We start from the raw sequence: 22,171 nt of genomic DNA on the forward strand, positions 1-22,171 counted from the left end.
AAACGACGGTTACTGCGCCGTTCCCATTGAAGATGGCGAAATAAACGGGCGATCCCATGAGCCGCCGACGAAGAAATTGAGCGGCGGCTTGGCGGGCGGATTTTCGGCTTGTTGTTGGTCGCTCTGACCGTCCGTACTGCTGTCCTGCTGCTGTTGCGGCTGGCTGCTGGGGAATACGACTTGGCCGCTCAGCGCCAGACTGCGATCTACAAAAGGCACGATCCCGGCCAGTGTCAACGTGCCGTCGGATGTGTCGAGGCGCGCATTTTCCAGCGTCGCAACCCCGTCGGACAGATTGGCTTTCACATCCAGACGATTGAAGGCAAGCGCAACATTCTCCTTTCGCTCCAGAGCGAAAAAGCGCTGGCTCTGCGCTTTGGCTAGAAAATCCTGTACAGCAAAGCCCTGCATCTGGCCGTTGTTGAGCTGGACGGCAACATTACCTTGCGCGCTCGTCAAAAGGTTGGACCATCGATGGGCCGGGCCTTTCATGAACAGGGAGACATTGCCCTTGCCGCTGACAAAAGGCTTGTCGAAGCCAAGAGCAGTGAAGAACTGCGAACTGTCTATATCCGAGGCATTGAAACGCAGTTCGCCGCTGGCACTCTTCAAGTCGCGCACAATCTGCACGTTGGCTTGCACGATGCCGTTGAAAGCTTTGGCGTCGCCGATATCGAAAATGGCACGCCCGCCCCGAATCTGAACCGCAGCGGCCACGCCCGTCATTGTCACAGGGCCGGCTGTGGCATTTTGCGCGGAAAGGCGAAGATCGACCTCCGCCCGGTCGATAAAGCTTGTATCGACCACATCGCGGTCGGGATTGTTACGCTCGTTTGGCGGACGCGCGCCGCTGTCAGGCAGCGGAATGAAGGCCGAAAACAGGCGGCGAAGATCAAGTTTGTCGAAAGCCAGCGTGCCGGTTACCGCCGGTTGTTCCTGTTCCAGGCCGATCTCGATCACACCCTTCGCCGGGCTGTCGCTGGCGGTCATTTCAACATCTGCGAATTTCAGCCGCTTCGGCGTCGCGGTGATGGTGGCATCCAGAGAGAAAGCACCGATTTCAGCGCTGCCAGCGATGGGAGGAAGGCTCAACCAACGTACCGCTCCGCTGAGTGACGGGGTCTTGGCGGTCAGATCGCCTTCAAAAAAGCGGTCCTTGGAAATATTCGCCTTGCCCTGAAAGGTTAGACTTAGCGGATTGGCAGTCAGGCTTGCTGTCACGTCCGATGTATCGCCAGCCAGAAGCGGCAGAGCCTGGGCTGCGGTCAGGCTGAACTGGGAGGTCTCGTCACGCCACTTGGCGCTGCCCTTCAGGGTTGCGGTGCTTGATGTGCGCGGCCATTCCAGCGTTGCGTTGACATTGGTTATCTGTTCGTCGTTGGCGTTTTCCGGCTTGCTCTCTGCACGGTTGAACGCGATCGTTCCATCGCGAACCACGACGCGACCAAAGGGCTGCGAAGTCTGCTGTGCAGCCTGCGCATTGTCACCGGAACCGCTTTTTTGCAAGGCACGTTGCGCGCGGATCGCAGTGCCGAGCCGCCCATTGGAATTAGCGATGGCATCAAGGAGTTGCGAGAAATTGGAAACCGGGCCGTCGATATTTACATGCGGACGAACGATCTGCGTTTCGGAAAACGAAATATGCCCCATGATAGCATCAAGCGGGGAAAGCTCGACATCAATACGGTCCGCACTCATGAGCGGCTTCTGGCCTTGTTCCGTGAGCTTGCTGAGCGTCACGCCGTTCAGGGATGCGCGCAAAACAGGGAATACTTTCAGGCGAGGGGCTTGCCTGAGCTCGACACTATAGCCGGTCCAGGCGCTGATTTCCTGTGCAACACGAATACGGATGGCATCAGTGGAGACGATAAAAGGCACCACGGCCAGCAAGGTTGCTGCAGCCGCGGCGCATAGAATGACGAGCGCAATTATGAGGCGCGTAAATCGGGGCCAGCGCATCAACCATCCAATCAATGAGTTTTACCAAGCTGTAAACCAGCAATCTGTCAAAGCAAAGATGCTGAATGTATGACTTATCATCTGCGGTGGCAGAAGAAGGAATCAAATCACCAACGCTGCTTCTTTCCTATGGTTAATCAATTGCTGCACGGAAATTAACCCTGATTTTACAGTCGCTACCAATGTGTAAATTCTGAAAGAAGGATTTAAGGTACCGTTAACCGGCTTCACGCGATAAGGATTGCAACACTGAGTGATGATTGAGCTGCCGTTTCCGGCGCTCCACTGTGAATTGCTTTCGTGTCCTTTTGTCTCTGAGATTCTTATAGCGCCGGTTCGTCCGGCGCTTTTTTCTTGGGCAAAAGCATGAAACCTCCCGCGAGGGGAGGTTTCAGCTTTTGAAGGCAGCGGTCAGTCAGCCAGAACACGGGTTGGCGGGAAGGCGATTTCGACCACGGTTCCTTGTCCGGGAGTGGAATCGATTGCGAATTGTGCCCGATTGGCTTCCACCATGGCTTTTGTCAGAGGGAGGCCCAATCCGGTGCCTTCGCCGCGCCAGCCCCTCGCTGTCTCTGCCTTACGGCGATCCAGCGCATTGACCTGGCGAAATGGCTTCAGAGCTTGCTCAACCTCGGATTTGGTCATTCCGATGCCGGTGTCGCGCACCCGCATCACGACATCGCCGTTCATTTCATAGCTTGTCGATACGATCACCTGACCGCCCGGCGCAGTAAAACGCACGGCGTTGGACAGAAGGTTCAGAGCTACCTGCTTGATAGAACGCGTATCGGCGACGATGTCGGGCAGGCTGGACTGGAAGCTCGAACGGATGATGACGCGCTCGCGATTGGCCTGCGGCTGCATCAGCGCGATGGCTTCGGCAATGGCATCGTTGAGCGAGACCGCTTCAAACTGCATGTCGAGAGCGCCCGCTTCTATCTTTGAAATGTCGAGCAGGTCGTTGACGAGCGCAAGAACGTGATTGCCGGAACGATTGATGTCGCGCAGGTAATCCCGGTAGCGGTCATTGCCGACCGGGCCGAATTTTTCGTCGGCCATCAATTCGGAAAAGCCGATGATGGCATTGAGCGGTGTGCGGATTTCGTGGCTGATGCGCGCCAGAAACTCGGTCTTCTGGCTCGAAGCGCGTTCCGCTTCCTTGCGTGCATTGGTCAGTTCTTCCTCAGTGCGTTTCCATTGGGTGATGTCACGCAGAACGGCACAGAACCCGCGCGTATGCGGCAGTTTGCCGATGGTCATGAAAAGCGGAATGAACCCGCCCTTGGCTTCGCGACCGATTACCTCGCGCCCGTCATTGAGAACACTCAGAACGCCGTTGCCGGAAAGGCCATGCAGATAGTCCATCGCGGCGCGCTGGCTTTCGATTGCAAACAGCATCGAGAAGAACTTGCCTTCGGTTTCGTCACGTTCATAGCCGAAAAGCGCGGAAGCAGAATGGTTCATCGAGCGGATGCGGCCTTCCGGGTCGATCAGGACCACACCGTCCGTTGCCGTGTCGAGAATGGTCTTCAGTTCTTCGACATGATCCGCAAGCGCCTGCTTCTCGTCGTCCGTATTGATAGCGACCGGCATTTCAGCCGGGGCGGCAACAGTTTCAATGGGTGCCGGTGCAGCAGCTACCGGCATCAGGCTCAACATGAGCGCGCGGCCGCCGCGCCAGGAAATAGCATTGAGATGCGCATCGACAGGTTCTTCGCTGCCGTTGGCACGGCGCAGCACCATGCCCTGTCGCGTTTCGCCATCGTCGCTTTCACTGTTGAACAGCACGTCGACGCCACCTGCATCGCGAATGTCGTCGAGCGATTCATAGCCGGTGAGATCGAGCAGGGCCTGATTGACGTAATGAACCTTATCGCCGGAATGAATGATCACCGGAACAGGAAGATTGGCCAGCAGGGCGGTTTCATCCGCATAGACCTTCCCGGATGTCGGAAGAGAGATCTCATCCGTAGGAACCTCGTCGATGAGCAGCGCTTTCGCGTCTGTGTTCTCGACCGGCTGCGGGCTGTCGGCAACGGTTTCTTCCGATGGGGAAGCCATTTCGACTTCGGCGCGCGAACTGGCAAGCCCCTGCTTGCGCAGACGGTCGGCAATTTCGCGAAATGCATTGCGCTCGGTCTTGGTCAGCCCGCCTTCCGGGCGCTCTTCGCGCTCCCGTTCTTTTAGTATGCGCGCTTGATCCGCAGCCACTTTCTCCTGTGCGCAGGCATTCAGCAAGCTTATGACCTTGTCGGATTCACGTCGGCCCGGTGTCGGCGCGATGTCCAGCGGCGGTTTGGGCAGCGTTGCTACAGGGCGATCGTCATTGGCGACTTCTTCGCCCAGCGCCAGAACATCGTCGTCTTCGACAGGCGCTGCCGTTTCAACGGTTTCGGTGATAGGCTTGCGCGCCTGCGGAATGCCGCCTGCAAGCACTAGCCCGATCTCTTCCGGGTCCTTTTCAGCATCTGCGGGGCGTACGACGCCAAAGCCGCGAAAGCCGGTAAACTCCCGATCGCGGGAATAGACGGGCAATGCGGCAAGCTCGACAGGCACGCGCAAATCCGTGCCCTCTACCGGCCACATCAAGCGTTTGCCCGACCATGTGTCCCGCTTGTCGAGCAGGGCCGCAATGCTGCCATCCGGGTCGAAGCCGAAAACATTGGCAACATCAGTGAAGCGGCGGCCGACAACATCGGCCGCATTCGGTCCTATCGTCGCGGCAAGGTCCGGGGATATTTCACTGATTGTTCCGTCCGGTCCCACTTTCCAGATAAAGCGCGCAGGCGGGGCGTCCTGATCGAACACAAAGCTGCGGGGCTTCGACTGATCGGTGGAAGCATTTTCAGTGTTTTTACTTACAACAGGCTCAGGAAGCACCTCTTCCAGAATTTCTTCGGCTTTACCTTCCAGAGGAACGGGCGCTTCCACTGGGGCGACGGGAGCATCGCCGATAATGCAGAGAAGATGCATGGGCGGTATATCGGTCAGTCGCGCAATCGCGCCCGGTACGGAATGTTTTCCGGCGCGGATACGGCGCTTGACGATACGGTCGGTCGCGTCTGCGGCTTCGATGACAAGGTCTTCCAGCGTGGTTGAGGAAATGTCGAGCGCAGCAAAACGCGGGCTGGCGGCAATCACTCGGCTGTTGGCGTCAATCAGCGCAATATGCGTGCTGTCATCGCTCAAACCGGAAATGATGGCGTCAGCTTCTGCGTCTTTGCTATCGACAGCCAGCAGTAGTCCAGACACGCCATCGGGAAGGGTAATTTGCGAAACGCTGAAACGGGTAAGATCGGAACGCAATCCGCCACCCAGGCGAACCGCAACGGTTCGGGTCTCGCCATCTGCATTGATGTTAGACGAAGCGATCTGTCGGCGTGTGGCTATGGGCAAATCAAGACCGCCGCCAATCATGTCTTCCACACGATCGAAACCAAAAAGCTTCGCGCCGGGGCCGTTCACCCAAAGCACTTCCGAAAGGTCGTGCGCCAGCACGAGCAGCGCATTGCCCTTTGCAAAGCCTTCGCGGATAGAATCCAGCGCGGCAATATCGATGAAGGGGTATGATCCTGACATACCTGTCCTTACCTGTTCTTTCGACCGCCCGCAGTGCTTGTTAACACCCTGTTAATAAGCCTCTTGGGGGCGCGGGTCCACATTGCCGTTGGGTATGGGCCGCATTTTCTGTTTCATTAGTTAATGCGGGAAAGGCAATTTTACCGGCTCGGACCAATATCCAGGTTGTGCACAGCTGATCGCCTATAATGGTTACCAGCATGTGACTGCTAACAGCGGGATTTGATATAGGTTCCCGCAATTGGGAATTTCTCACAAAAGAGAGCTATAATCACTTGCAATATGGATCGATTCTCCGTATGTGACCCCCTGTCGGCGATGCTAAGGCGTCACGCAGCCGACACAAAGGTACGCGGTCGTAGCTCAGTTGGTTAGAGCGCAGGATTGTGGCTCCTGAGGTCGTTGGTTCAACTCCAACCGACCGTACCATTGTCCCTTATATAATTGTTGCGGTTTTAGATCAGCGATAAGCCCTCTGGCTCGCTGTTTTTGACAGGTTTATATAAAACAACAGTTTAACGCGAACTGCCGGAATGCGATCAGCGTTTGATGGTTTAATTGGAACCAATAGCCTGTCCTGCCATTAGGTCTATAGCGGCAAGTTTGATGTCGCCGAAACCAACGGAGGAATTGATCCATGAAACAGGTCAACCCGACTGAGGCAAGGCAAGGGCGCGAAGGTAAGCCCGTTCTCATGGTGTTGCTAGTTAGTATTGCGGCGGCTCTCGCCGTCTGGGTGCTGGTCGAAATCTACGGCGCCGTCATTTCTCCAGAAGAAAATACTCCCGATGGCGAGAATTCCTTGCCAGCCGCCACAACGGAAGCAGTGCCTCCAGCTTCGGCGCAATGATCCACCTCAATGATATCTTGTCGATAAAGGGAAAAGGGGCGCGCGAGGTAAGCAGGCCCGGCCTGCTGGGGTGTCGTGAGCATAGGTCGACGCTCCTCGGCGCAAACCAATATACCCGCAGCCCTAGCTGCATCGACGAATATTCGGCGCGCCTTTGCCGTCAGCGCTGCATTTCCATCCCAACTCATCAGGCAGGCCATGATGAGCTTATCACGATGCTCTGGTCGGAATATTATCCAGTGGCGCAAGAAAAATTGTTCGGCATCGGATGTCTGTCGGATGCTGTAAAAGGTGTCGTAAATATAAACCGCAATTGGGTTGACCCATTTCATATTATTACTTCTTGATCATATCTAATTTAATTTTAAATATACACATTTCCAAATTAAACTCAATCGATCTTGCGTATTTGTTGTTAATATAACGGGGGAAGTATTTCAAGTATTAGAATAATATTTTGATGTTTGATCTGGCGTCTGGACCATTGTTGAGGGTCGCCGCTTTCGGAACCAAACTGCTTGGTTTCCGTTATTGGACATGGAACAATTCTGGGGTGAATTTACACACGACAATGTAATCAGTTTACCGGTGGTTCTGGCGCGAATGCTGCTTGCAACACTGCTTGGCTTTATCATCGGTCTAGAGCGGGAATGGCGCAGGCGACCGGCAGGGCTGAAGACTCATATGCTGGTCTGTCTCGCCTCGGCTACCTTTACGATTGTCTCGCTGGAACTGGTCAACGTGCCGGTATTCAACGATCAAAATATACGGATGGACCCTTCGCGACTCGTGGAGGCGATTACAAGTGGCGTCGCGTTTCTGGCGGCGGGGTTCATCATTTTCGCACGCGGGAAAATAACCGGCATCACAACCGGCGCAGGTATGTGGCTCGCGGCATCGGTGGGTCTCGCCAGTGGGCTGGGCCTTTGGCATATTGCGGTCCTCGCCACGTTCATCGCAGTCATGGTTCTGATCGTGGTGGGCAGGATGGAAAACTCGGTTGGCCCAGACAACAGCAAGGTAGAGGATCAAGCCTCATGAGCTGTTGTCTGGCCTGTGACACTGTCACAACAGCACATCAGGCTTTGGCAAGCGCCTCAGCAATGCCGTCCTTCAAAGTGAGGCGCTGCTTGCGCAGGTTCGTTTCTTCTTCCTGGCTCACCGGGGCAATCTTCGTCTCAGCGCGGTGGATGCGATCATTGATGGAATCATATTCTTCCAGAATGCGAGCAAAATGGGCATCCTTTGCTTTCAGGGCATGAATCGCGTCGAGCTGGCCGGGAAACTCTTCTCCAAGTGTGTGGGGGGTGTTCGACATTCTGCAACTCCTTTTGTTGGTTAAAAGGAGCTTCGCAAGTCGGTGAGTGGACGGCATTGATCGCAATCAAGATTGATTGAAATGAGCATGTCGAAACTGCATGGCTTGCATGCAAATGCCTATCTTCTAAATTGTCGGAACGCTCCCCATCTCATGGCTACGGACCACATTGTGTCCGTGATGGAGAGAAAGATGTTTACCCGCTTCAATAATCGTTTCGGTCGTGCATTCGCGCAATTCGGTAGCGCTGTTCGTGCGTCTGCTGCTGTGCGTGCTGGTCGGAAGCCGACTGCTCAGGACCTTGAGACGCTTGGTATTGACGTCGATCAGTTTCGTCGCATTCAGGGTTGAGCAGTTAAGTAAGTGTATGTGTATCTGAGTAAAAAGCCCCGGATTTCCGGGGCTTTTTTTAGTCTTCGTCCGTCGCCATTTGGCTTAGCAGCTCGCCCTTGCCCCGCTGGCGCATGATCATGGGCACGACGACTGCGGCGATCGCCAGCGCGATAAGCACAATCGATACCCAGGAATGTACCAGAGCCATCGGGTTGCCTTGGCTGATCTGCAATGCTTGACGCAAGCTTTTTTCGGCCATTGGTCCGAGGATCAGGCCGACGACAACCGGTGCGATGGGATACGAGAAGCGCCGCAGCACATAGCCCAGCATACCGAATGCCAGAAGCAGGCCGAGTTCAAATGAAACCGGCAGGCCGAACAGCATGGAGGTGGAAGCATTCGCGCCGATTGTTCCAAGCGTTGCGAAAACCAGAATACCTGCATAAAGCCAGTGGCGCGGAATGGTAAGCATCTTTACCCACAGGCCGATCAGCGGCAGGTTGAGAACCAGCAACATCAGGTTGGCGACGAGAAGGCTCGCCACCAGACCCCAAACCAGCGTGGCGTTGGTCACGAACAGGAGAGGACCGGGCTGCAGGCCGAACTGCTGGAAACCGGCGAGCATGATTGCAGCCGTCGCCGTAGTTGGCAGGCCGAGTGTCAGAAGCGGGACAAGAGTTCCAGCGGCGGAAGCATTGTTGGCCGCTTCTGGTCCGGCAACGCCCTCTATGGCACCCTTGCCGAATTCTTCCGGATGTTTCGAGAACTGCCGTTCCGCCGAATAGGACAGGAAGCTCGACACATCAGCGCCGCCCGCTGGCATGGCTCCGATTGGAAAACCGATGGCAGTGCCACGCAGCCACGGCATCCACGAGCGTTTCCAGTCGTTTCTGGTCATCCAGACGGAACCCTTGACGGCAATGACTTCATCTTCTGGCCGAAGCTTTTTCGACACGACCGCAAGGGTTTCACCGATGGCGAACAGCGCGACCGCAAGTGTCGTGACATTGATGCCGTCCAGCAGGTTCGGGGTCCCCATGACGAGACGGGCCTGACCGGTCAGCTGGTCGATGCCGATCAGGCCGAGGGCCAATCCGATGAAGAGGGATGTCAGGCCGCGTAGCGTGGAATCACCGAATGCGGCCGAGACCGTCATGAAAGCCAGAAGCATAAGCGCGAAATATTCGGAAGGCCCAAAGGACAAGGCGAACTTGACGACCCATGGTGCGACGAAGGCAAGCGCCAGAGTGGCAATCAGACCCGCAACGAACGAGCCGATGGCCGCTGTTGCCAGCGCGGGTCCGCCGCGTCCGGCCCGGGCCATCTTGTTGCCTTCCAACGCCGTGACGATAGAGGCGCTTTCTCCCGGCGTATTCAGCAGGATCGATGTGGTCGAGCCGCCATACATGCCGCCGTAATAAATGCCGGCGAACATGATGAGTGAGCCGGAAGGGTCCAGCTTGTAGGTAACGGGCAGAAGGAGCGCGACGGTGAGCGCCGGACCAATACCGGGTAATACGCCGACGGCTGTGCCGAGCGTAACGCCGATCAGCGCATAAAGAAGGTTCGATGGTTCAAGCGCCACCAGAAGTCCGTTGGCGAGAAGTGCAACAGTATCCATGAAAGCGCTCCGTCGCTAAACGAATTGTTCGAGCCAGCCGGACGGCAGCGATAGCTGCAGGCCGCGCGCAAAGATGAACCAGATCACGAAGGCGAAGACGATGCCGACGGGTACACTGATCCAGAATTTGCGATAGCCGAAGCCACGTGCGGTTGCTGCGAAAAGCAGGCCGGTGGACAAGGAAAAACCGACGGTCTTCATCGTCAGCATCTGGATGGCCAGACCGCCGATGATCCAGGCCATAGGGGCAATTTCCTGATGCTCTCGCTCGGGAAAATCACCGCGAAGCGCCTCGAATACGGTCCAGACAGCAAGGCCGAACAATCCGCCTGCAATGACATAAGGAACGGTTTTCGGGCCGACCGGCGAATAGCTGGTCACGTCGTTGCCGTAGGTTGTCGACCAGGCAATGGCGATGGCGACTGCAGCAAGAACGAGGGCGATGATAAGAGCGGCGAAATCGGGCGCCGCCCTTTCGGGGCGGCGTTCTTCCTGCGGTTCTGATCCTGTCATTTGACGAGGCCGATTTCCTTGAGGATTGTCTCAGTCGCAGCGATGTCCTTGGCGAGTTGCTCCTTGAACGCCGGACCTGCGAGATAGGTATTCGCCCAGCCCTTGTCTTTCAGAGCCTTCTGCCAGGCTTCGGACTTCACCATCTTCTCGATATCGGCATTGATTGCAGCTTCCTGTTCGGCTGTAATGCCAGGAGCCGCACCGACCATGCGCCAGTTCTGGATCGAAACGTCCATACCGCTTTCCTTGAAGGTCGGTGCATCAATGCCTTCAACGCGCTCGTCGCTTGAAAAGCCGATGACACGCAGCGTACCGGCCTTGATCTGGGCTTCAAATTCGCCGTAGCCGGAAATGCCGACGGTCACCTGATTCCCGAGAATGGCCGCCAGTGCTTCACCGCCGCCAGAGAAGGCAATGTAATTGACCTTGGTCGGGTCAACACCTGCCGCCTTGGCAAAAAGGCCAGCGGTGATGTGATCAGTGCCACCAGCCGAACCGCCGCCCCACGACACGGAGCCCGGATCAGCCTTCAGTTTTGCGGCAAGATCGCCAAGATTCTGAATGTCGGAAGACGCGGGTACGACAATGGCTTCGTATTCACCGGTGAGGCGTGCAATCGGCGTGATGGCGTCGAGTGTGACAGGTGATTTGTTGGTCAGGATAGCGCCGACCATGACATAACCGCCGACGATGAGTTGGCTTGGGTCGCCCTTGTTCTGGTTCACAAACTGCGCGAGGCCGATGGTGCCGCCAGCTCCGGGGACGTTGATGACCTGCACACTGCCGGAAATCTTTTCGTCCTGAAGCACGCTCTGCATCGTGCGCGCCGTCTGGTCCCAGCCGCCGCCCGGAGCAGCAGGCGCCAGCACCTTGTAATCTTCTGCGGAAGCAGAGCCTGCCATAGCCAACGCCGCTACCGACGTCAGGGCCAGAATAAATCTACGCATATGTCCTCCCAGATAGCATATATGCCGCCTTCCGGCGGACCTCCCCAAAGTCCCGCTCCTCTAGCGGGAATGAACTACATGGAGATTAGCGAAAACAAAATCAATAGGCCAGATCATGCGACTATAGTTTGGCCGCAATTTCATCTTTGGGCTTTCGAATCGCTCGAAATTGCAGGCCTAAGCAGAGCGTAAGACGCTTGACGGTGGCGCTGCGCGGACGTAATAGTGTAACGACGGTTCCCCGACCGAGAGTGAAGGGGATTAATAGGGAACACGGTGAGGACGACCCGAAAAGGGGCCAAGACCGTGGCTGCCCCCGCAACTGTAAGCGGATTGCCGTTCATCCTCGTGACGTTCAAAGCGTCATGCCACTGTGCCGGAGAAGCGCGGGAAGGCAGATGAACAGCAGACATTCGTGAGCCAGGAGACCTGCCGTCTAGTGTTGTCCATTGTCACGGGCGGGGATGCCCGGAGCAGGAGCCGGTTATGACAGATTCCCGCGTCGCAAGACGCATTCTCCCATCGTCATCTTATGATTTTGACATGTCCCCGGATATGCCTGCCCGTTTCTGGTGTCGGATTTTCCTCACTGTCTGACAGGGCTTGTTTCACGGTTGGGCGGTTGAGTTTGACCGCTTCTTCCGTTTCTTCTCACGCATTTCGAGCGCAAAACGGGTTCTCGCCTTTGCTGGAAGCGCTCATTACATCGGGGAAATCCATGATTACTTTCGGCAAGATGCCGTTTCGCGCGGCCTTCTGTGCGGTTGCATTTTTCGCTGGCGGGCTGGCCGCACATGCAGCGGAAACGCAATATCCACTGACGCTAAAAAATTGCGGTCGCGACGTCACCTTCAAGCAGGCGCCAGGCCGCGCAGTTGCGGTTGGCCAGAGCAGCGCGGAAATTCTCTATAGTCTCGGCCTGGGTAATAAGGTGGTCGGCACGGCGGTTTGGTTCGGCCCTGTCCTCAAAGGCTTTGAAGCGGTGAACGCCAAGGTGAAGCGGCTCGCCGATAACGATCCGAGCTTTGAAAGTGTTCTGGCGGAAAAGCCTGATATCGTGACAGCGGATTTCCAGTGGCATGTCGGCCCGACCGGCATCGTGGCAAAGCCTGAACAGTTCGAGGAACTGGGCATACCCGCCTACACATCGCCTTCCGATTGTGTTGGCAAGGATAATTCCGGCGGTGGTGACGGTGTTCGCACGGCAGCATTCAAGATGGATATAGTCTATCAGGAAATCACTGAACTGGCAGAAATCTTCAACGTGCAGGACCGGGGTGAAAAACTCGTCGCTGAACTGAAGGCGCGCGAAGCGGCCGCGCGTGAAAAGGTTGGCTCTGCCGACGGCAAGCTTTCCGCTGTCGTCTGGTTTTCAAGCACGCAGGTCGACGCCGATCCTTATGTCGCAGGCAAGTTTGGTGCGCCCGCCTATATTCTTTCAGCACTGGGCATCAAGAATGTGATCGACAGCAAGGAAGAATGGCCAACAGTCGGATGGGAAACGATCGCGAAGTCGAATCCTTCGATGATTGTTGCTGCAAAGCTGGATCGCCGTCGTTACCCGGCTGACGACATTGCCATCAAGCACGAGTTCCTCGAAAACGACGCTGTCACGAAATTGATGCCGGCAGTCAAGAGAAAGCATGTTTTCGACATGGATGCGCAGTCGATGAGCACTTCGCTTCGCGTGATTGAAGGCATCGAGACGTTGGCCGCCGACATTGCCGCATCGGACCTGAACAAGTGACGGTGCGAGCAGCGACGATCAGCTTCAAACACAAGGGCAGGGCACGCTCCGGCGTGTTCTTCCTGGCCTTTTCGTTCGTTCTGCTTCTTCTAGCTCTTTGGCTTGGAGCTGCGATAGGCGAAACGGCAATACCGCTTGATGTGGTCGCAAAGACCGTTGCCAACCGGGTGTGGAATGCCGGGTATGCGCTCGAGCCAATCGATGAAGGGATCGTCTGGAGCTACCGCCTCAGCCGTGCGGTCATCGCGGCATGTTGCGGCGCATCGCTCGCTATATCCGGTGTTGTCTTGCAGTCGCTGCTCCGAAACTCGCTTGCCGATCCTTATATTCTGGGCATTTCCGCTGGTGCGTCGACCGGGGCCGTCGGCGTTGCCATTCTCGGCATTGGCGCGGGTGTGCTGACGCTTTCGCTGGGCGCATTCATCGGTGCCATTGTTGCATTCGGCCTCGTGTCCTTGCTGGCGTTGCGGGCAGGGCGGGGCAGCAGCGCGATTATTCTTGCCGGCATTGCCGGTTCGCAGCTTTTTAATGCGCTGACGTCGTTTATCGTCACCAAAGCCGCAAATGCAGAGCAGGCACGCGGCATTATGTTCTGGCTTTTGGGTAATCTTTCCGGCGTGCGGTGGCCGGATGTCGCTCTCGCTCTGCCTGCCTGCCTGATCGGACTCGCCATCTGTTTGTGGCATGCCCGTGCGCTTGATGCATTTACCTTCGGAACGGAATCGGCAGCTTCGCTCGGCATACCGGTACGCCGTGTTTATGCGGTGCTGATCGGTGTTAGCGCCATGATGACAGCGGTCATGGTTTCCATCGTCGGTTCAATCGGCTTTATCGGTCTTGTTATCCCTCACGCGGCCCGAATGGTGGTCGGGGTCAGGCATGGCAGGCTGTTGCCTGCGGCAGCACTTATTGGCGCAATCTTCATGATCGTTGCCGATATTCTGTCACGCATCATTATTCCGGGGCAGGTTCTTCCGATTGGTGTCATTACGGCTTTGTTCGGTGCGCCCGCCTTCGCCCTGCTGCTCGGACAAAGGAGGGCGTCGTCGTGATCCTTTCAGCACGCAATGTCGGCTGGTCGGCAGGCAATGTCGAAATTTTGCGCAATGTTTCGCTGGATGTGACAGAAGGCGAGTTTCTTGGCATCATTGGGCCGAACGGATCGGGGAAAACCAGTTTTATCTCGCTGCTTTCCGGTGTTCGACGATGCCGTGTTGGCAAAATCAATCTATGTGGCGCGCCCATTGACAGCTTCAACCGTCGCGAGATCGCTCGGCAAATGGCGCTGGTCGAGCAGCAGGCAGGTACGACAGAACGCATTACAGCGCGTCAGGCGGTTGAACTCGGGCGGACGCCCTATCTCGGCGCGCTATCTCCATGGTCGGCGAAGGATGAAGCCATTGTTGACCAGGCGCTGGTTAATGTCGACATGGCTCATCTGGCCGATCGATTTTGGCACACGCTGTCTGGTGGTGAACGGCAACGTTTGCATATAGCACGCGCTCTCGCTCAGGAGCCGCGAATACTGCTGCTGGACGAGCCGACCAATCATCTCGATATCGGGCATCAGATAGGGCTACTCGATCTTGTCAGTCGCCAGAATCTGACGGTCGTGGCCGCCTTGCACGACCTGAACCATGCCGCAATGTTTTGTGACCGTATTGCTGTGATGGATAAGGGCAGTCTCGTTGCGCTTGGCACACCGCGCGAGGTGTTAAGAGCAGAGCGCATTGCCGAGGTTTTTGGCGTCGAAGTCGATGTGGAGTATCAGGGTATCAACGGTTGTCACATCCGCTACCAAGCACCCAGCCGCAGCTCTCTGGAGCTCAGGCATTCAGCATGATGGATTATCCAGAAAGCTTCGTTGTGTTTGATGATTACCATTTAATAAGCGGGAAATAAATAGGAAAGTATAAAAGGAAAATCTAATATAAATACTGTGAAAATTGACGTAAAATAATGAAATAATGTAGCTTTTCACTTTTAGCTCACAGTAATTTTATCGGATTTGTTGACAAACTGTTTCCGTTCTGTTGACGGTTGGATTATAAAACCTCAGCGCATCGGGGCAATGTGCTCATTTGAAAGGCTGGGGCCTTTTTGGGTGAGTGCGCGGCTGAAGGACTGAAGAGATCATAATTTGATTTGTTCCGTCATTCACGGCCCTGATATGCGGGTCTTTCCGGTTATAAGCCGGAAATATCCGTTTTGAATAAAGAAACATTATTGGCATGCTTGCATGAATGCAGCGTGTGGCGAATGCATTTTTTTCAATGAATTAATATACTTATAATGAGCGGCGGCTTTTCGTTTTGAGAAGCCGCCGTTGCTTTATCAAGGATATTGAGCGCCGGTTACGGTGAGATAGACGGCATAGAGCGACTTCGTCGCGGCGATGAACAAGCGGTTGCGGCGTGGCCCGCCGAAAGTAACATTGGCGACCGTTTGCGGCGTTTTGATCTTCCCGAGAAGGGTGCCGTCCGGTGAAAAGCAGTGCACACCGTCGCCAGCGCTGGTCCACAGGTTGCCGTCCGTATCGAAACGGAAGCCATCCGGCAGGCCATCGTCGATGGTGCAGAACACAGCGCCGCCGGTAACCCGCTTGCCACCGTCCACAATGTCAAAGACACGGATGTGACGCGGGGCGGCCTCATCGTGGCTGTAGGCGCTGTCGGCGACATAGAGCCTGGTTTCGTCCGGCGAGAAAGCAAGCCCGTTCGGCTGGTGGAAGTCGGTGACAACAGCTTCGATTTCGCCGGTCTTCGGGTCGAGGCGATAGACATTGCGCGTAGGCTGTTCCGGGTCGGCCTTGTAACCTTCATAATCGGCCATGATGCCATAGGTTGGATCGGTGAACCAAACAGTTCCATCCGAGCGCACGATTACGTCGTTGGGTGCATTGAGCTTTCTGCCTTGATAGCTGTCCGCCAGCACTGTAACGCTGCCATCTGGCTCCGTTCGGGTGACGCGACGACCTCCATGCTCGCAGGTGACGAGGCGTCCCTTACGGTCGCGCGTGTTGCCATTGGAAAAATTGGATGGGTTGCGGAATACTGAAACGCCACCATCTGGAACCCAGCGCAGAATGCGCTGGTTCGGAATGTCGCTCCATAGCAGGCAGTTCTGGTCACCGAACCAGACCGGGCCTTCCGCCCAGCGACAGTCGCTGTAAAGCTCATCCAGATCAGCACTTGGCACAATCATCTGCTTGAAGCGTTCGTCGTGGATTTCGTAAATCGAAACAGTCTTTAGCAAGGAAAGTCACTCCGGAAAAACTATCGTTCAGTCCGACGGCCACTAGCAAGGATAATCACCGCAATGATGGTGAGACCAGTCAGGACAAGACGGACACCGGCGCCGAAACCGTAGGTGTTAAGCATCGAAACTATGAGGAACATGAAGAGGGCTGCACCCCAAATACCAGGGATATTGGAATCGCCGCCCGCAACCGCCGTACCGCCGATGATGACAACGGCAATAGACATTAAAAGATATTCAGTGCCCATGTTCAGGGCCGCTCCGCCTGAAAAGCAGGCAAGCAGGAAGCCGCAAAGCGAAGCGAGCACTGCACAGAGCAGATAGGTGACGAAGCGCGTACCATCGACCGGAACGCCCGCCATACGCGCAGCGAACGGGTTCTGGCCGATTGCCGAAATCCAGCGTCCATAAATGCTCTTTTTCAGAAGCACCCAACCGATGACCGACAGGATCAGGGCCACGATGGCGACGTTCGGGATGCCGAGCGTGGAGGACGTTGTGAATTGCGCAAGGCTTTCCGGCGGCTTTACGCGCAGCCCGCGATTGCTCCAGATAGCGGTGGACTGAATAAGAAAGCTCATCGACAAGGTGGCGATGATTGGTGGAATGCGCAGAAGCTTGATCAGCGTATAATTACAGATACCAATTCCAAGACCGATCAAAATGGCAACGCTTAGCCCTGCCAGCACCATGCCGTCCTGCGTATCCATGAGCTTGAGCGCCAGTGTTGCGGCAAGCGTCATATTGGCGGGTACAGACAAGTCGATGTTGCCTGGTCCGAGCGTGATCACGAACATCTGCCCGAGGCCGACAATAACCGAAAAGGACGCGAAAGTGAAAGCCGCGTGCGAGAGCCCATGTGCGCCAGCACCTCCGGTAAAGAGGATGGTCATGATCCAGACGACGGCAGTGGCGATGAACGACCATATCCACGGGCGGTTGGTAAGGATAGCGAGACCGCTCATTGCTTTTTCTCCCTCTTTTCGAGGCGGTTGAGGAAGAGGCGCAATGCCAGCACCACGATGAGAATGCCGCCTTGCGCGCCGATCTGCCAGTCTGGAGAAATGCGCATGAAGGAGAGGAAGGACCCGGCAAGCGTCAAGGTCAGTGCGCCGATAACGGCTCCGATAGGCGATACGCGCCCGCCGACAAACTCACCGCCGCCGAGAATAACGCCTGCGATGGACAGAAGCGTGTATCGCAGTGCGATATTGGCGTCGGCCGATGTGGTAAGTCCGACCAGAGCAATCCCCGCCAGTACCGCGAAGAAGGCAGCCAGCGCATAGGTTCCAGCCCGGATCATGGTGACAGACCAGCCAGCGCGCTCGATGGAGCGGCTGTTACCGCCTGCACCACGCATTAGCACGCCGAAGGTCGAGCGCATGACGATGAAATGCGTGACGACAGCGATCAGGATACTGGCAACAATGGCCATCGGCAAGAAAGACGGCTTGGCGGTCATGACCCAGCGTGCCCAGTCCGGTGCCTGTCCGCCGGGCGAGGGCAGTAGCAGAACGGCAAACCCGCCCCAGACGAAGCTCATGCCAAGCGTGACGACAATTGAGGGCAAATTACGCAGGTGGATCAGCGCGCCAAGCGCAGCATAAGCTGCAATGGCCGCCACCAGGATCAATACTCCGATGACAGGTGTGGTGTTGAGATAGGTTGCGGCAACACAGACCACGAAACTCACGAAGGTGCCCATCGAAAGATCGAGATCGTTGACCGCCATGATGAGCATTTGAGCGATGGTCGCTAGCGCAATGGGGACAGCCAGATTGAACAGCAGGTTCAGCCCGGTATAGCTCATGGCGCGCGGCTGTATGTAGAATACGGCGGCAAGCAGCAGAACCAGCGAGAAAACCGGTGTCAGCAGGCGGATGGAGGAAGAGGAAAGGCGCATTATTCGTGACCTCCCTCAAATGATGCAGCAAGCACGTTCTTTTCCGTAATGTCTTCGCCGGTCAGTTCTGCAACGATAGCGCCGTCGCGGAAAACATAGACACGGTCGCAAAGTTCGATTTCGTCCATTTCGGTGGAGTACCAGACGAATGTGCGGCCGTTCTCGGCCTCATGGCGCAGGATTTCATAGACTTCCTGCTTGGTGCCGACATCGACGCCGCGCATCGGATCGTCCATCAAAATCGTGTTGGCGCTGGTTGCCAGTGCGCGGGCGAAAAGCACTTTCTGTTGGTTGCCGCCTGACAGCGACAGGATGCGGTTGCCCATATCCGGTGTACGTATTTGGATGCGGTCTTTCCACTCGCTGCCGAGGGCGTCTTCCCGCTTTTGGTCGACCAGTTTCAGCGATGAAAGCCGGTCCAGCGAGCCGATGGTGAGATTGTGCAGGATGCTCCACAGCGGGAAAGTGCCGTTGAGGCTGCGGTCGCCAGCAACGAAAGCGATTTCGCAATTGCGTGCCGGAAACCAGTTTGGCCGCCGTGCATAGTAAAGATCGACCAGCATTTTGGTTTGTCCGTGTCCGGCCAGACCAGCGAGGCCGATGACTTCGCCCTTGAACGCTTCAAACGGCTTTACGTCGGTGGCGCGTTTCGCGAAGGACAGAACGGGTGAGCCGGACGCATCGGTCTTAGCGATGCGGCGCGGGGTTTTTTCGCGCTCTACGCTGCCCATGGCTTCGACGAGGCTGCGATTCGTGAAATCGCTGGCGGCGCGATTGGCGACCACCTTTCCGTCCTTCATCACCACGATACGGTCCGCGGTTGAGAGAATTTCGCCCAGCATATGCGAAATCAGGATAACAGCGCCGCCCGTGCCGACAAAACGGCGGACATAGGCCATCAGTTGCGCGGCAATGCCTGAATCTAGCGATGAGGTCGGCTCGTCGAGAATGACAAGTTTCGGAGTAACACCGGGCGCGGTGAAGTTGATCGCGATTTCGACCATCTGCCGCTCGGCAATAGAAAGCTCTTCAATGGTAGCGCTGCTGTCGATCTTGTGCCCCGGGAAAATCTCGTCGAGCTTCCTGGAAATAAGTTCGATGGCCTTGCCGCGCCAGCCCGCGCCAGTCAGATCGCGTTGCATGATGCGGACATTTTCGGCAATGGTCAGGTTCGGGAACAGCGACAATTCCTGAAAGACGCAACGCACACCATGCTTGCGTGCCATTGCTACGCCATGTCCTGCTTCCTCATGATAGGAAACGCTGCCTTCGTGTGGCGAAAGTCCGCCATTGATGACATTGACGATAGTGGATTTGCCCGCGCCGTTGTGGCCAACAAGTCCCACGCATTCACCTTCGCGGATCACGAGCTCGGCGCCATCCAGTGCTTTCACCGCACCGAACTGCACGCGGATATTGCGCGCGGCGACGACCTCCCGTTTCTCTGCTGCTTCTGTCATACGCTCAACTGATTGCTGGAAATGCTGAAGAATAGGCGATGGAAAAGGGCGGGAACGAAACCCGCCCCAATCGCTCGATTATGTGGAGGGCCGGTTTACTTGGCGGCGTCGATGACCTTCTGTGCGTCTTCCAGCGAATATTCGACATTGGCGACGCCACCCTTCTGGGTGTTGGCAAGGTCCTTGTCGAGCGATTCCTGGCTGACGCTGAGGAAAGGAACCACGAGGTCCTTTTTCACGTCCTTACCGTCGAGAATTTGCTGGGCAACCCAAAAAGCAAGTGTGGATACGCCGGGTGCAATAGAAACTGACATGGTTTCATAGCCATTGGCGTCTTTTTGGCTCTTCCACCACTGCAGTTCGTCTTCACGGTTACCCATGATGATGATTGGGGTCTCGCGTTTGGCGGCGGCGAAAGCCTGTGCAGCACCATAGCCGTCGCCGCCCTGCGTCACGACCGCGTCGATTTTCGGTAAGCTTGGGAGGATGCCAGCGACGGCACGCTGCGCGACGTCTGCCGCCCAGTCGCCATTAACGGACCCGACGATCTTGAACTTCGGATGCTTCTTCACGCCTTCTTCGATGCCGGCATGAATATTGTCATCGACCGAAACACCGGCAAGGCCGCGAATTTCAAGCAGGTTACCGCCATCGGGCAAGCGTTTTGCCAGATAGTCGATCTGGCTTTCGCCCATCGCCTTGAAGTCGACCGCGATGCGCCATGCGCAGGGCTCGGTTACGATGCCGTCGAAGGAAACAACCACGATGCCAGCATCGCAGGCTTCCTTGATCGCGCCATTCAGCGCGGTCGGCGAGGCCGCATTAACAACGATGGCGTCATAGCCTTGCAGGATCATGTTCTGGATCTGCGCTGCCTGTTCGGTGGCCTGGTTTTCAGCCGTGGTGAACGGGTCGGCCGCAGCGACCACACCGGCCTTCACAGCTTCTTTGGTGATTTTGTCCCAGCTTTGCAGCATGGCTTGACGCCATGAATTGCCAGCATAATTGTTGGAGAATGCGATCTTCTTCGACGACGTGTCGGCCAATGCGCTGCCTGCGACGAGAACGCCTGCCAGTGCGACGGATGCGAAAAGCATTTTTGCGAGTTTCATTCATTCCTCCCGGTTGCCAGTATGCGATCCACAGCGCCCCCGGCACTTCGAATCGTCTGAATTGATTATGATGCGATCCTCCCGCACCGCCGCTCCTCAACGGCACCAGTCCTCGCCAGACGCGATTTTACGCTCTTGTCTTGCGGGCAATTTTCTGGTGAAGCGAGGATGAAAGAAGAGGAGCCTTCTGTGAAGGCCGATTGAAGCAACTGTCTTGCGGGTTCCTGCAGCAAAATTGCGGGAACCCGCAAGACATGCTGGCAATATCACTGCGTATTATAGAGCTTCATGAGCAATTTGCGTTCTGGAGGAGAAACGCTTGGCCGAACTCGCGCCTCAAAGGTTGCTCGACCACTATCTGAATATTTCCAGATTGCTGGCGGGACAGCTTGACTTCGATTCCATCATTCAAGCGGTGGCGGCGGAGATCAAGCATATTGTGCCTTATGACCATCTGGACGTGTGCATCAAGATGCTGGATGGTAAATTTCATATCGCCTATGAGAGCGGTATATCGACGGCCTGGAGCCGTAATCCCCCCGCCCTTTTGTCGGGCAGCCCCATCCGCACGGTGCTCTCCGGCGAGGTCGATTACCTTTTGACCGACGATGCACGCACCGATCAGCGGTTTCACTTTGAAGGGTCGTTCTCCAGCCCGATCATTGAACATGATTTGAAAGGGCGTCTGCACGTGCCCTTGAAGGCGCAGGGCGATATTATCGGCGCACTCAGTTGTTCCAGTCTCTCACCGGCCTGCTATACCACGCGGGACGTGGAAAATGCGCAGTCCATTGCAGATCTGCTGACCCCATACTTTTTTGCGATCCGTGCTGCCGAGCAGGCTAAGCGCTCCGCAATTGTGGAAACGGAAGCGCGGGCCCGCGAGGAAGGCTTGCGCCTTGGCGCCCTGAAACTGACTGAAGCTCTGGAGACGGAGCGCCATCGCATAGGCATGGATCTGCACGATCAGACACTGGCTGATCTGACACGATTGGCGCGGCATGTCGAACGGCTCACCCATGCGCCGGACCTCTCCGGCGAACAGCTTGAACCACTGTTTCGCGGGCTCCAGCATTGTATGCACGACCTCAGGCAAATTATTGAGGAAGCAAAACCATCTATTCTACAGCTTTTCGGCTTTGTGCAGGCGACGGAAAACCATCTTGATCGTTCGGTGCGTGATAGCGGCTCATCCATCGAATGGACGCTGGACGACCACAGTGAGGGCATGGCTGATCAGCTTGAGGAAACCGTTGCCACTTCACTCTTCCGCATCGTGCAGGAAGCGATCAACAATGCGATCCGTCACGCCCATGCAAGCTGTCTGCGTGTCACGTTTCGCAACAAGAGCGGTCGCCTGCACGTGGAAGTCGCGGACAATGGCATTGGCATGGACCGGCACATGCAAAGGCCCGGTAGCGGGCAGGGTGTCGGGCATGGAATTGACAATATGCGCACGCGCGCGCGATTGATTTCCGCAAGTTTCGCTATCAGGAAATATGGGGACGGTGGCGGTACGAGCGTGACGATCCATCTGCCAGCAGAGGTGTGCCGGGAGGCAGGAGGGTAAA

Annotated in this window: 18 protein-coding genes, 1 tRNA gene and 1 riboswitch; of the genes, 8 read left to right on the plus strand and 11 right to left on the minus strand. The window is 56.2% G+C overall.

The window, feature by feature from the left end; genetic code table 11:
- Nucleotides 1-9: 9 nt before the first annotated feature.
- Nucleotides 10-1,959, minus strand: coding sequence for an AsmA family protein (locus tag FJQ48_RS04155; RefSeq protein ID WP_139973948.1), 1,950 nt, complete (start codon nucleotides 1,957-1,959; stop codon nucleotides 10-12).
- 411 nt (nucleotides 1,960-2,370) lie between these two features.
- Complete coding sequence (pdhS, locus tag FJQ48_RS04160) at nucleotides 2,371-5,538, minus strand: cell-division control histidine kinase PdhS (protein WP_139973949.1); 3,168 nt, start codon at nucleotides 5,536-5,538, stop codon at nucleotides 2,371-2,373.
- A 352-nt stretch (nucleotides 5,539-5,890) separates the two neighbouring features.
- On the opposite strand from pdhS, the gene FJQ48_RS04165 reads away from it, so the two are divergent.
- The 3 genes from FJQ48_RS04165 (at nucleotide 5,891) to FJQ48_RS04180 (ending at nucleotide 7,429) form a co-directional block, all read left to right on the plus strand.
- Nucleotides 5,891-5,967, plus strand: a tRNA-His gene (locus tag FJQ48_RS04165).
- Nucleotides 5,968-6,175: 208 nt separating this feature from the next.
- A complete protein-coding gene (locus FJQ48_RS04170) occupies nucleotides 6,176-6,388 on the plus strand; it encodes a hypothetical protein (RefSeq protein WP_139973950.1) in 213 nt (70 codons plus the stop codon).
- A 537-nt stretch (nucleotides 6,389-6,925) separates the two neighbouring features.
- Nucleotides 6,926-7,429 carry an MgtC/SapB family protein gene (locus tag FJQ48_RS04180; protein WP_139973952.1) on the plus strand — a complete coding sequence of 168 codons (504 nt, stop codon included), beginning with the start codon at nucleotides 6,926-6,928 and terminating at the stop codon, nucleotides 7,427-7,429.
- A gap of 37 nt (nucleotides 7,430-7,466) precedes the next feature.
- Here the strand turns inward: FJQ48_RS04180 and FJQ48_RS04185 are convergent, their stop codons facing one another.
- Nucleotides 7,467-7,706 (minus strand): YdcH family protein, encoded by a 240-nt coding sequence (locus tag FJQ48_RS04185; RefSeq protein ID WP_139973953.1) that lies wholly within the window; start codon nucleotides 7,704-7,706, stop codon nucleotides 7,467-7,469.
- A 192-nt stretch (nucleotides 7,707-7,898) separates the two neighbouring features.
- On the opposite strand from FJQ48_RS04185, the gene FJQ48_RS22295 reads away from it, so the two are divergent.
- On the plus strand, nucleotides 7,899-8,057 hold the full coding sequence (locus FJQ48_RS22295; protein WP_180350113.1) for a hypothetical protein: 159 nt from the start codon (nucleotides 7,899-7,901) through the stop codon (nucleotides 8,055-8,057).
- Nucleotides 8,058-8,115: 58 nt separating this feature from the next.
- Here the strand turns inward: FJQ48_RS22295 and FJQ48_RS04190 are convergent, their stop codons facing one another.
- The 3 genes from FJQ48_RS04190 to FJQ48_RS04200 are packed head-to-tail and all read right to left on the minus strand — an operon-like array spanning nucleotide 8,116 to nucleotide 11,120.
- Entirely contained in the window at nucleotides 8,116-9,660 is a 1,545-nt protein-coding gene (locus tag FJQ48_RS04190; RefSeq protein WP_139973954.1) for a tripartite tricarboxylate transporter permease, read from the minus strand.
- A 15-nt stretch (nucleotides 9,661-9,675) separates the two neighbouring features.
- Nucleotides 9,676-10,173, minus strand: coding sequence for a tripartite tricarboxylate transporter TctB family protein (locus FJQ48_RS04195; RefSeq protein WP_139973955.1), 498 nt, complete (start codon nucleotides 10,171-10,173; stop codon nucleotides 9,676-9,678).
- Nucleotides 10,170-11,120, minus strand: coding sequence for a tripartite tricarboxylate transporter substrate binding protein (locus FJQ48_RS04200; protein ID WP_139973956.1), 951 nt, complete (start codon nucleotides 11,118-11,120; stop codon nucleotides 10,170-10,172). The genes FJQ48_RS04195 and FJQ48_RS04200 overlap by 4 nt, the downstream gene beginning before the upstream one ends.
- Before the next feature lie 217 nt (nucleotides 11,121-11,337).
- A riboswitch (cobalamin riboswitch) is annotated at nucleotides 11,338-11,572 on the plus strand.
- A gap of 266 nt (nucleotides 11,573-11,838) precedes the next feature.
- On the opposite strand from FJQ48_RS04200, the gene FJQ48_RS04205 reads away from it, so the two are divergent.
- From FJQ48_RS04205 to FJQ48_RS04215, 3 genes are read left to right on the plus strand one after another with little or no spacing between them, the layout of a single operon-like run.
- Complete coding sequence (locus FJQ48_RS04205; protein ID WP_139973957.1) at nucleotides 11,839-12,867, plus strand: ABC transporter substrate-binding protein; 1,029 nt, start codon at nucleotides 11,839-11,841, stop codon at nucleotides 12,865-12,867.
- A complete protein-coding gene (locus tag FJQ48_RS04210; RefSeq protein ID WP_139973958.1) occupies nucleotides 12,864-13,919 on the plus strand; it encodes an iron ABC transporter permease in 1,056 nt (351 codons plus the stop codon). The genes FJQ48_RS04205 and FJQ48_RS04210 overlap by 4 nt, the downstream gene beginning before the upstream one ends.
- Complete coding sequence (locus FJQ48_RS04215; protein WP_139973959.1) at nucleotides 13,916-14,710, plus strand: ABC transporter ATP-binding protein; 795 nt, start codon at nucleotides 13,916-13,918, stop codon at nucleotides 14,708-14,710. The genes FJQ48_RS04210 and FJQ48_RS04215 overlap by 4 nt, the downstream gene beginning before the upstream one ends.
- Before the next feature lie 491 nt (nucleotides 14,711-15,201).
- Here the strand turns inward: FJQ48_RS04215 and FJQ48_RS04220 are convergent, their stop codons facing one another.
- The 5 genes from FJQ48_RS04220 to FJQ48_RS04240 form a co-directional block, all read right to left on the minus strand.
- On the minus strand, nucleotides 15,202-16,071 hold the full coding sequence (locus FJQ48_RS04220; RefSeq protein ID WP_139974062.1) for an SMP-30/gluconolactonase/LRE family protein: 870 nt from the start codon (nucleotides 16,069-16,071) through the stop codon (nucleotides 15,202-15,204).
- Between the two features lie 71 nt (nucleotides 16,072-16,142).
- Nucleotides 16,143-17,090, minus strand: coding sequence for an ABC transporter permease (locus tag FJQ48_RS04225; RefSeq protein ID WP_139973960.1), 948 nt, complete (start codon nucleotides 17,088-17,090; stop codon nucleotides 16,143-16,145).
- Nucleotides 17,087-18,028 (minus strand): ABC transporter permease, encoded by a 942-nt coding sequence (locus FJQ48_RS04230; RefSeq protein ID WP_139973961.1) that lies wholly within the window; start codon nucleotides 18,026-18,028, stop codon nucleotides 17,087-17,089. Before FJQ48_RS04230 ends, FJQ48_RS04225 begins: the two co-directional genes overlap by 4 nt.
- Complete coding sequence (locus FJQ48_RS04235; RefSeq protein WP_139973962.1) at nucleotides 18,028-19,488, minus strand: sugar ABC transporter ATP-binding protein; 1,461 nt, start codon at nucleotides 19,486-19,488, stop codon at nucleotides 18,028-18,030. The genes FJQ48_RS04230 and FJQ48_RS04235 overlap by 1 nt, the downstream gene beginning before the upstream one ends.
- 95 nt (nucleotides 19,489-19,583) lie before the next feature.
- Nucleotides 19,584-20,600, minus strand: coding sequence for an ABC transporter substrate-binding protein (locus FJQ48_RS04240; RefSeq protein WP_139973963.1), 1,017 nt, complete (start codon nucleotides 20,598-20,600; stop codon nucleotides 19,584-19,586).
- A gap of 319 nt (nucleotides 20,601-20,919) precedes the next feature.
- On the opposite strand from FJQ48_RS04240, the gene FJQ48_RS04245 reads away from it, so the two are divergent.
- A complete protein-coding gene (locus FJQ48_RS04245; RefSeq protein WP_139973964.1) occupies nucleotides 20,920-22,170 on the plus strand; it encodes a GAF domain-containing sensor histidine kinase in 1,251 nt (416 codons plus the stop codon).
- Nucleotide 22,171 lies beyond the last annotated feature (1 nt).

It is taken from the genome of Ochrobactrum sp. CGA5, assembly GCF_006345815.1.
In the GTDB taxonomy this organism is placed as follows: Bacteria; Pseudomonadota; Alphaproteobacteria; order Rhizobiales; family Rhizobiaceae; genus Brucella.

Excerpts from the sequence above, each read along its gene's own strand:
- FJQ48_RS04200 (WP_139973956.1), bottom strand. The coding sequence starts at position 11,120 with ATGCGTAGATTTATTCTGGCCCTGACGTCGGTAGCGGCGTTGGCTATG.
- FJQ48_RS04195 (WP_139973955.1), bottom strand. The coding sequence starts at position 10,173 with ATGACAGGATCAGAACCGCAGGAAGAACGCCGCCCCGAAAGGGCGGCG.
- FJQ48_RS04220 (WP_139974062.1), bottom strand. The coding sequence starts at position 16,071 with ATGATTGTGCCAAGTGCTGATCTGGATGAGCTTTACAGCGACTGTCGC.
- FJQ48_RS04155 (WP_139973948.1), bottom strand. The coding sequence starts at position 1,959 with ATGCGCTGGCCCCGATTTACGCGCCTCATAATTGCGCTCGTCATTCTA.
- FJQ48_RS04225 (WP_139973960.1), bottom strand. The coding sequence starts at position 17,090 with ATGAGCGGTCTCGCTATCCTTACCAACCGCCCGTGGATATGGTCGTTC.
- FJQ48_RS22295 (WP_180350113.1), top strand. The coding sequence starts at position 7,899 with ATGTTTACCCGCTTCAATAATCGTTTCGGTCGTGCATTCGCGCAATTC.
- FJQ48_RS04180 (WP_139973952.1), top strand. The coding sequence starts at position 6,926 with ATGGAACAATTCTGGGGTGAATTTACACACGACAATGTAATCAGTTTA.
- FJQ48_RS04170 (WP_139973950.1), top strand. The coding sequence starts at position 6,176 with ATGAAACAGGTCAACCCGACTGAGGCAAGGCAAGGGCGCGAAGGTAAG.
- FJQ48_RS04185 (WP_139973953.1), bottom strand. The coding sequence starts at position 7,706 with ATGTCGAACACCCCCCACACACTTGGAGAAGAGTTTCCCGGCCAGCTC.
- FJQ48_RS04240 (WP_139973963.1), bottom strand. The coding sequence starts at position 20,600 with ATGAAACTCGCAAAAATGCTTTTCGCATCCGTCGCACTGGCAGGCGTT.
- FJQ48_RS04205 (WP_139973957.1), top strand. The coding sequence starts at position 11,839 with ATGATTACTTTCGGCAAGATGCCGTTTCGCGCGGCCTTCTGTGCGGTT.
- FJQ48_RS04235 (WP_139973962.1), bottom strand. The coding sequence starts at position 19,488 with ATGACAGAAGCAGCAGAGAAACGGGAGGTCGTCGCCGCGCGCAATATC.
- pdhS (WP_139973949.1), bottom strand. The coding sequence starts at position 5,538 with ATGTCAGGATCATACCCCTTCATCGATATTGCCGCGCTGGATTCTATC.
- FJQ48_RS04230 (WP_139973961.1), bottom strand. The coding sequence starts at position 18,028 with ATGCGCCTTTCCTCTTCCTCCATCCGCCTGCTGACACCGGTTTTCTCG.
- FJQ48_RS04190 (WP_139973954.1), bottom strand. The coding sequence starts at position 9,660 with ATGGATACTGTTGCACTTCTCGCCAACGGACTTCTGGTGGCGCTTGAA.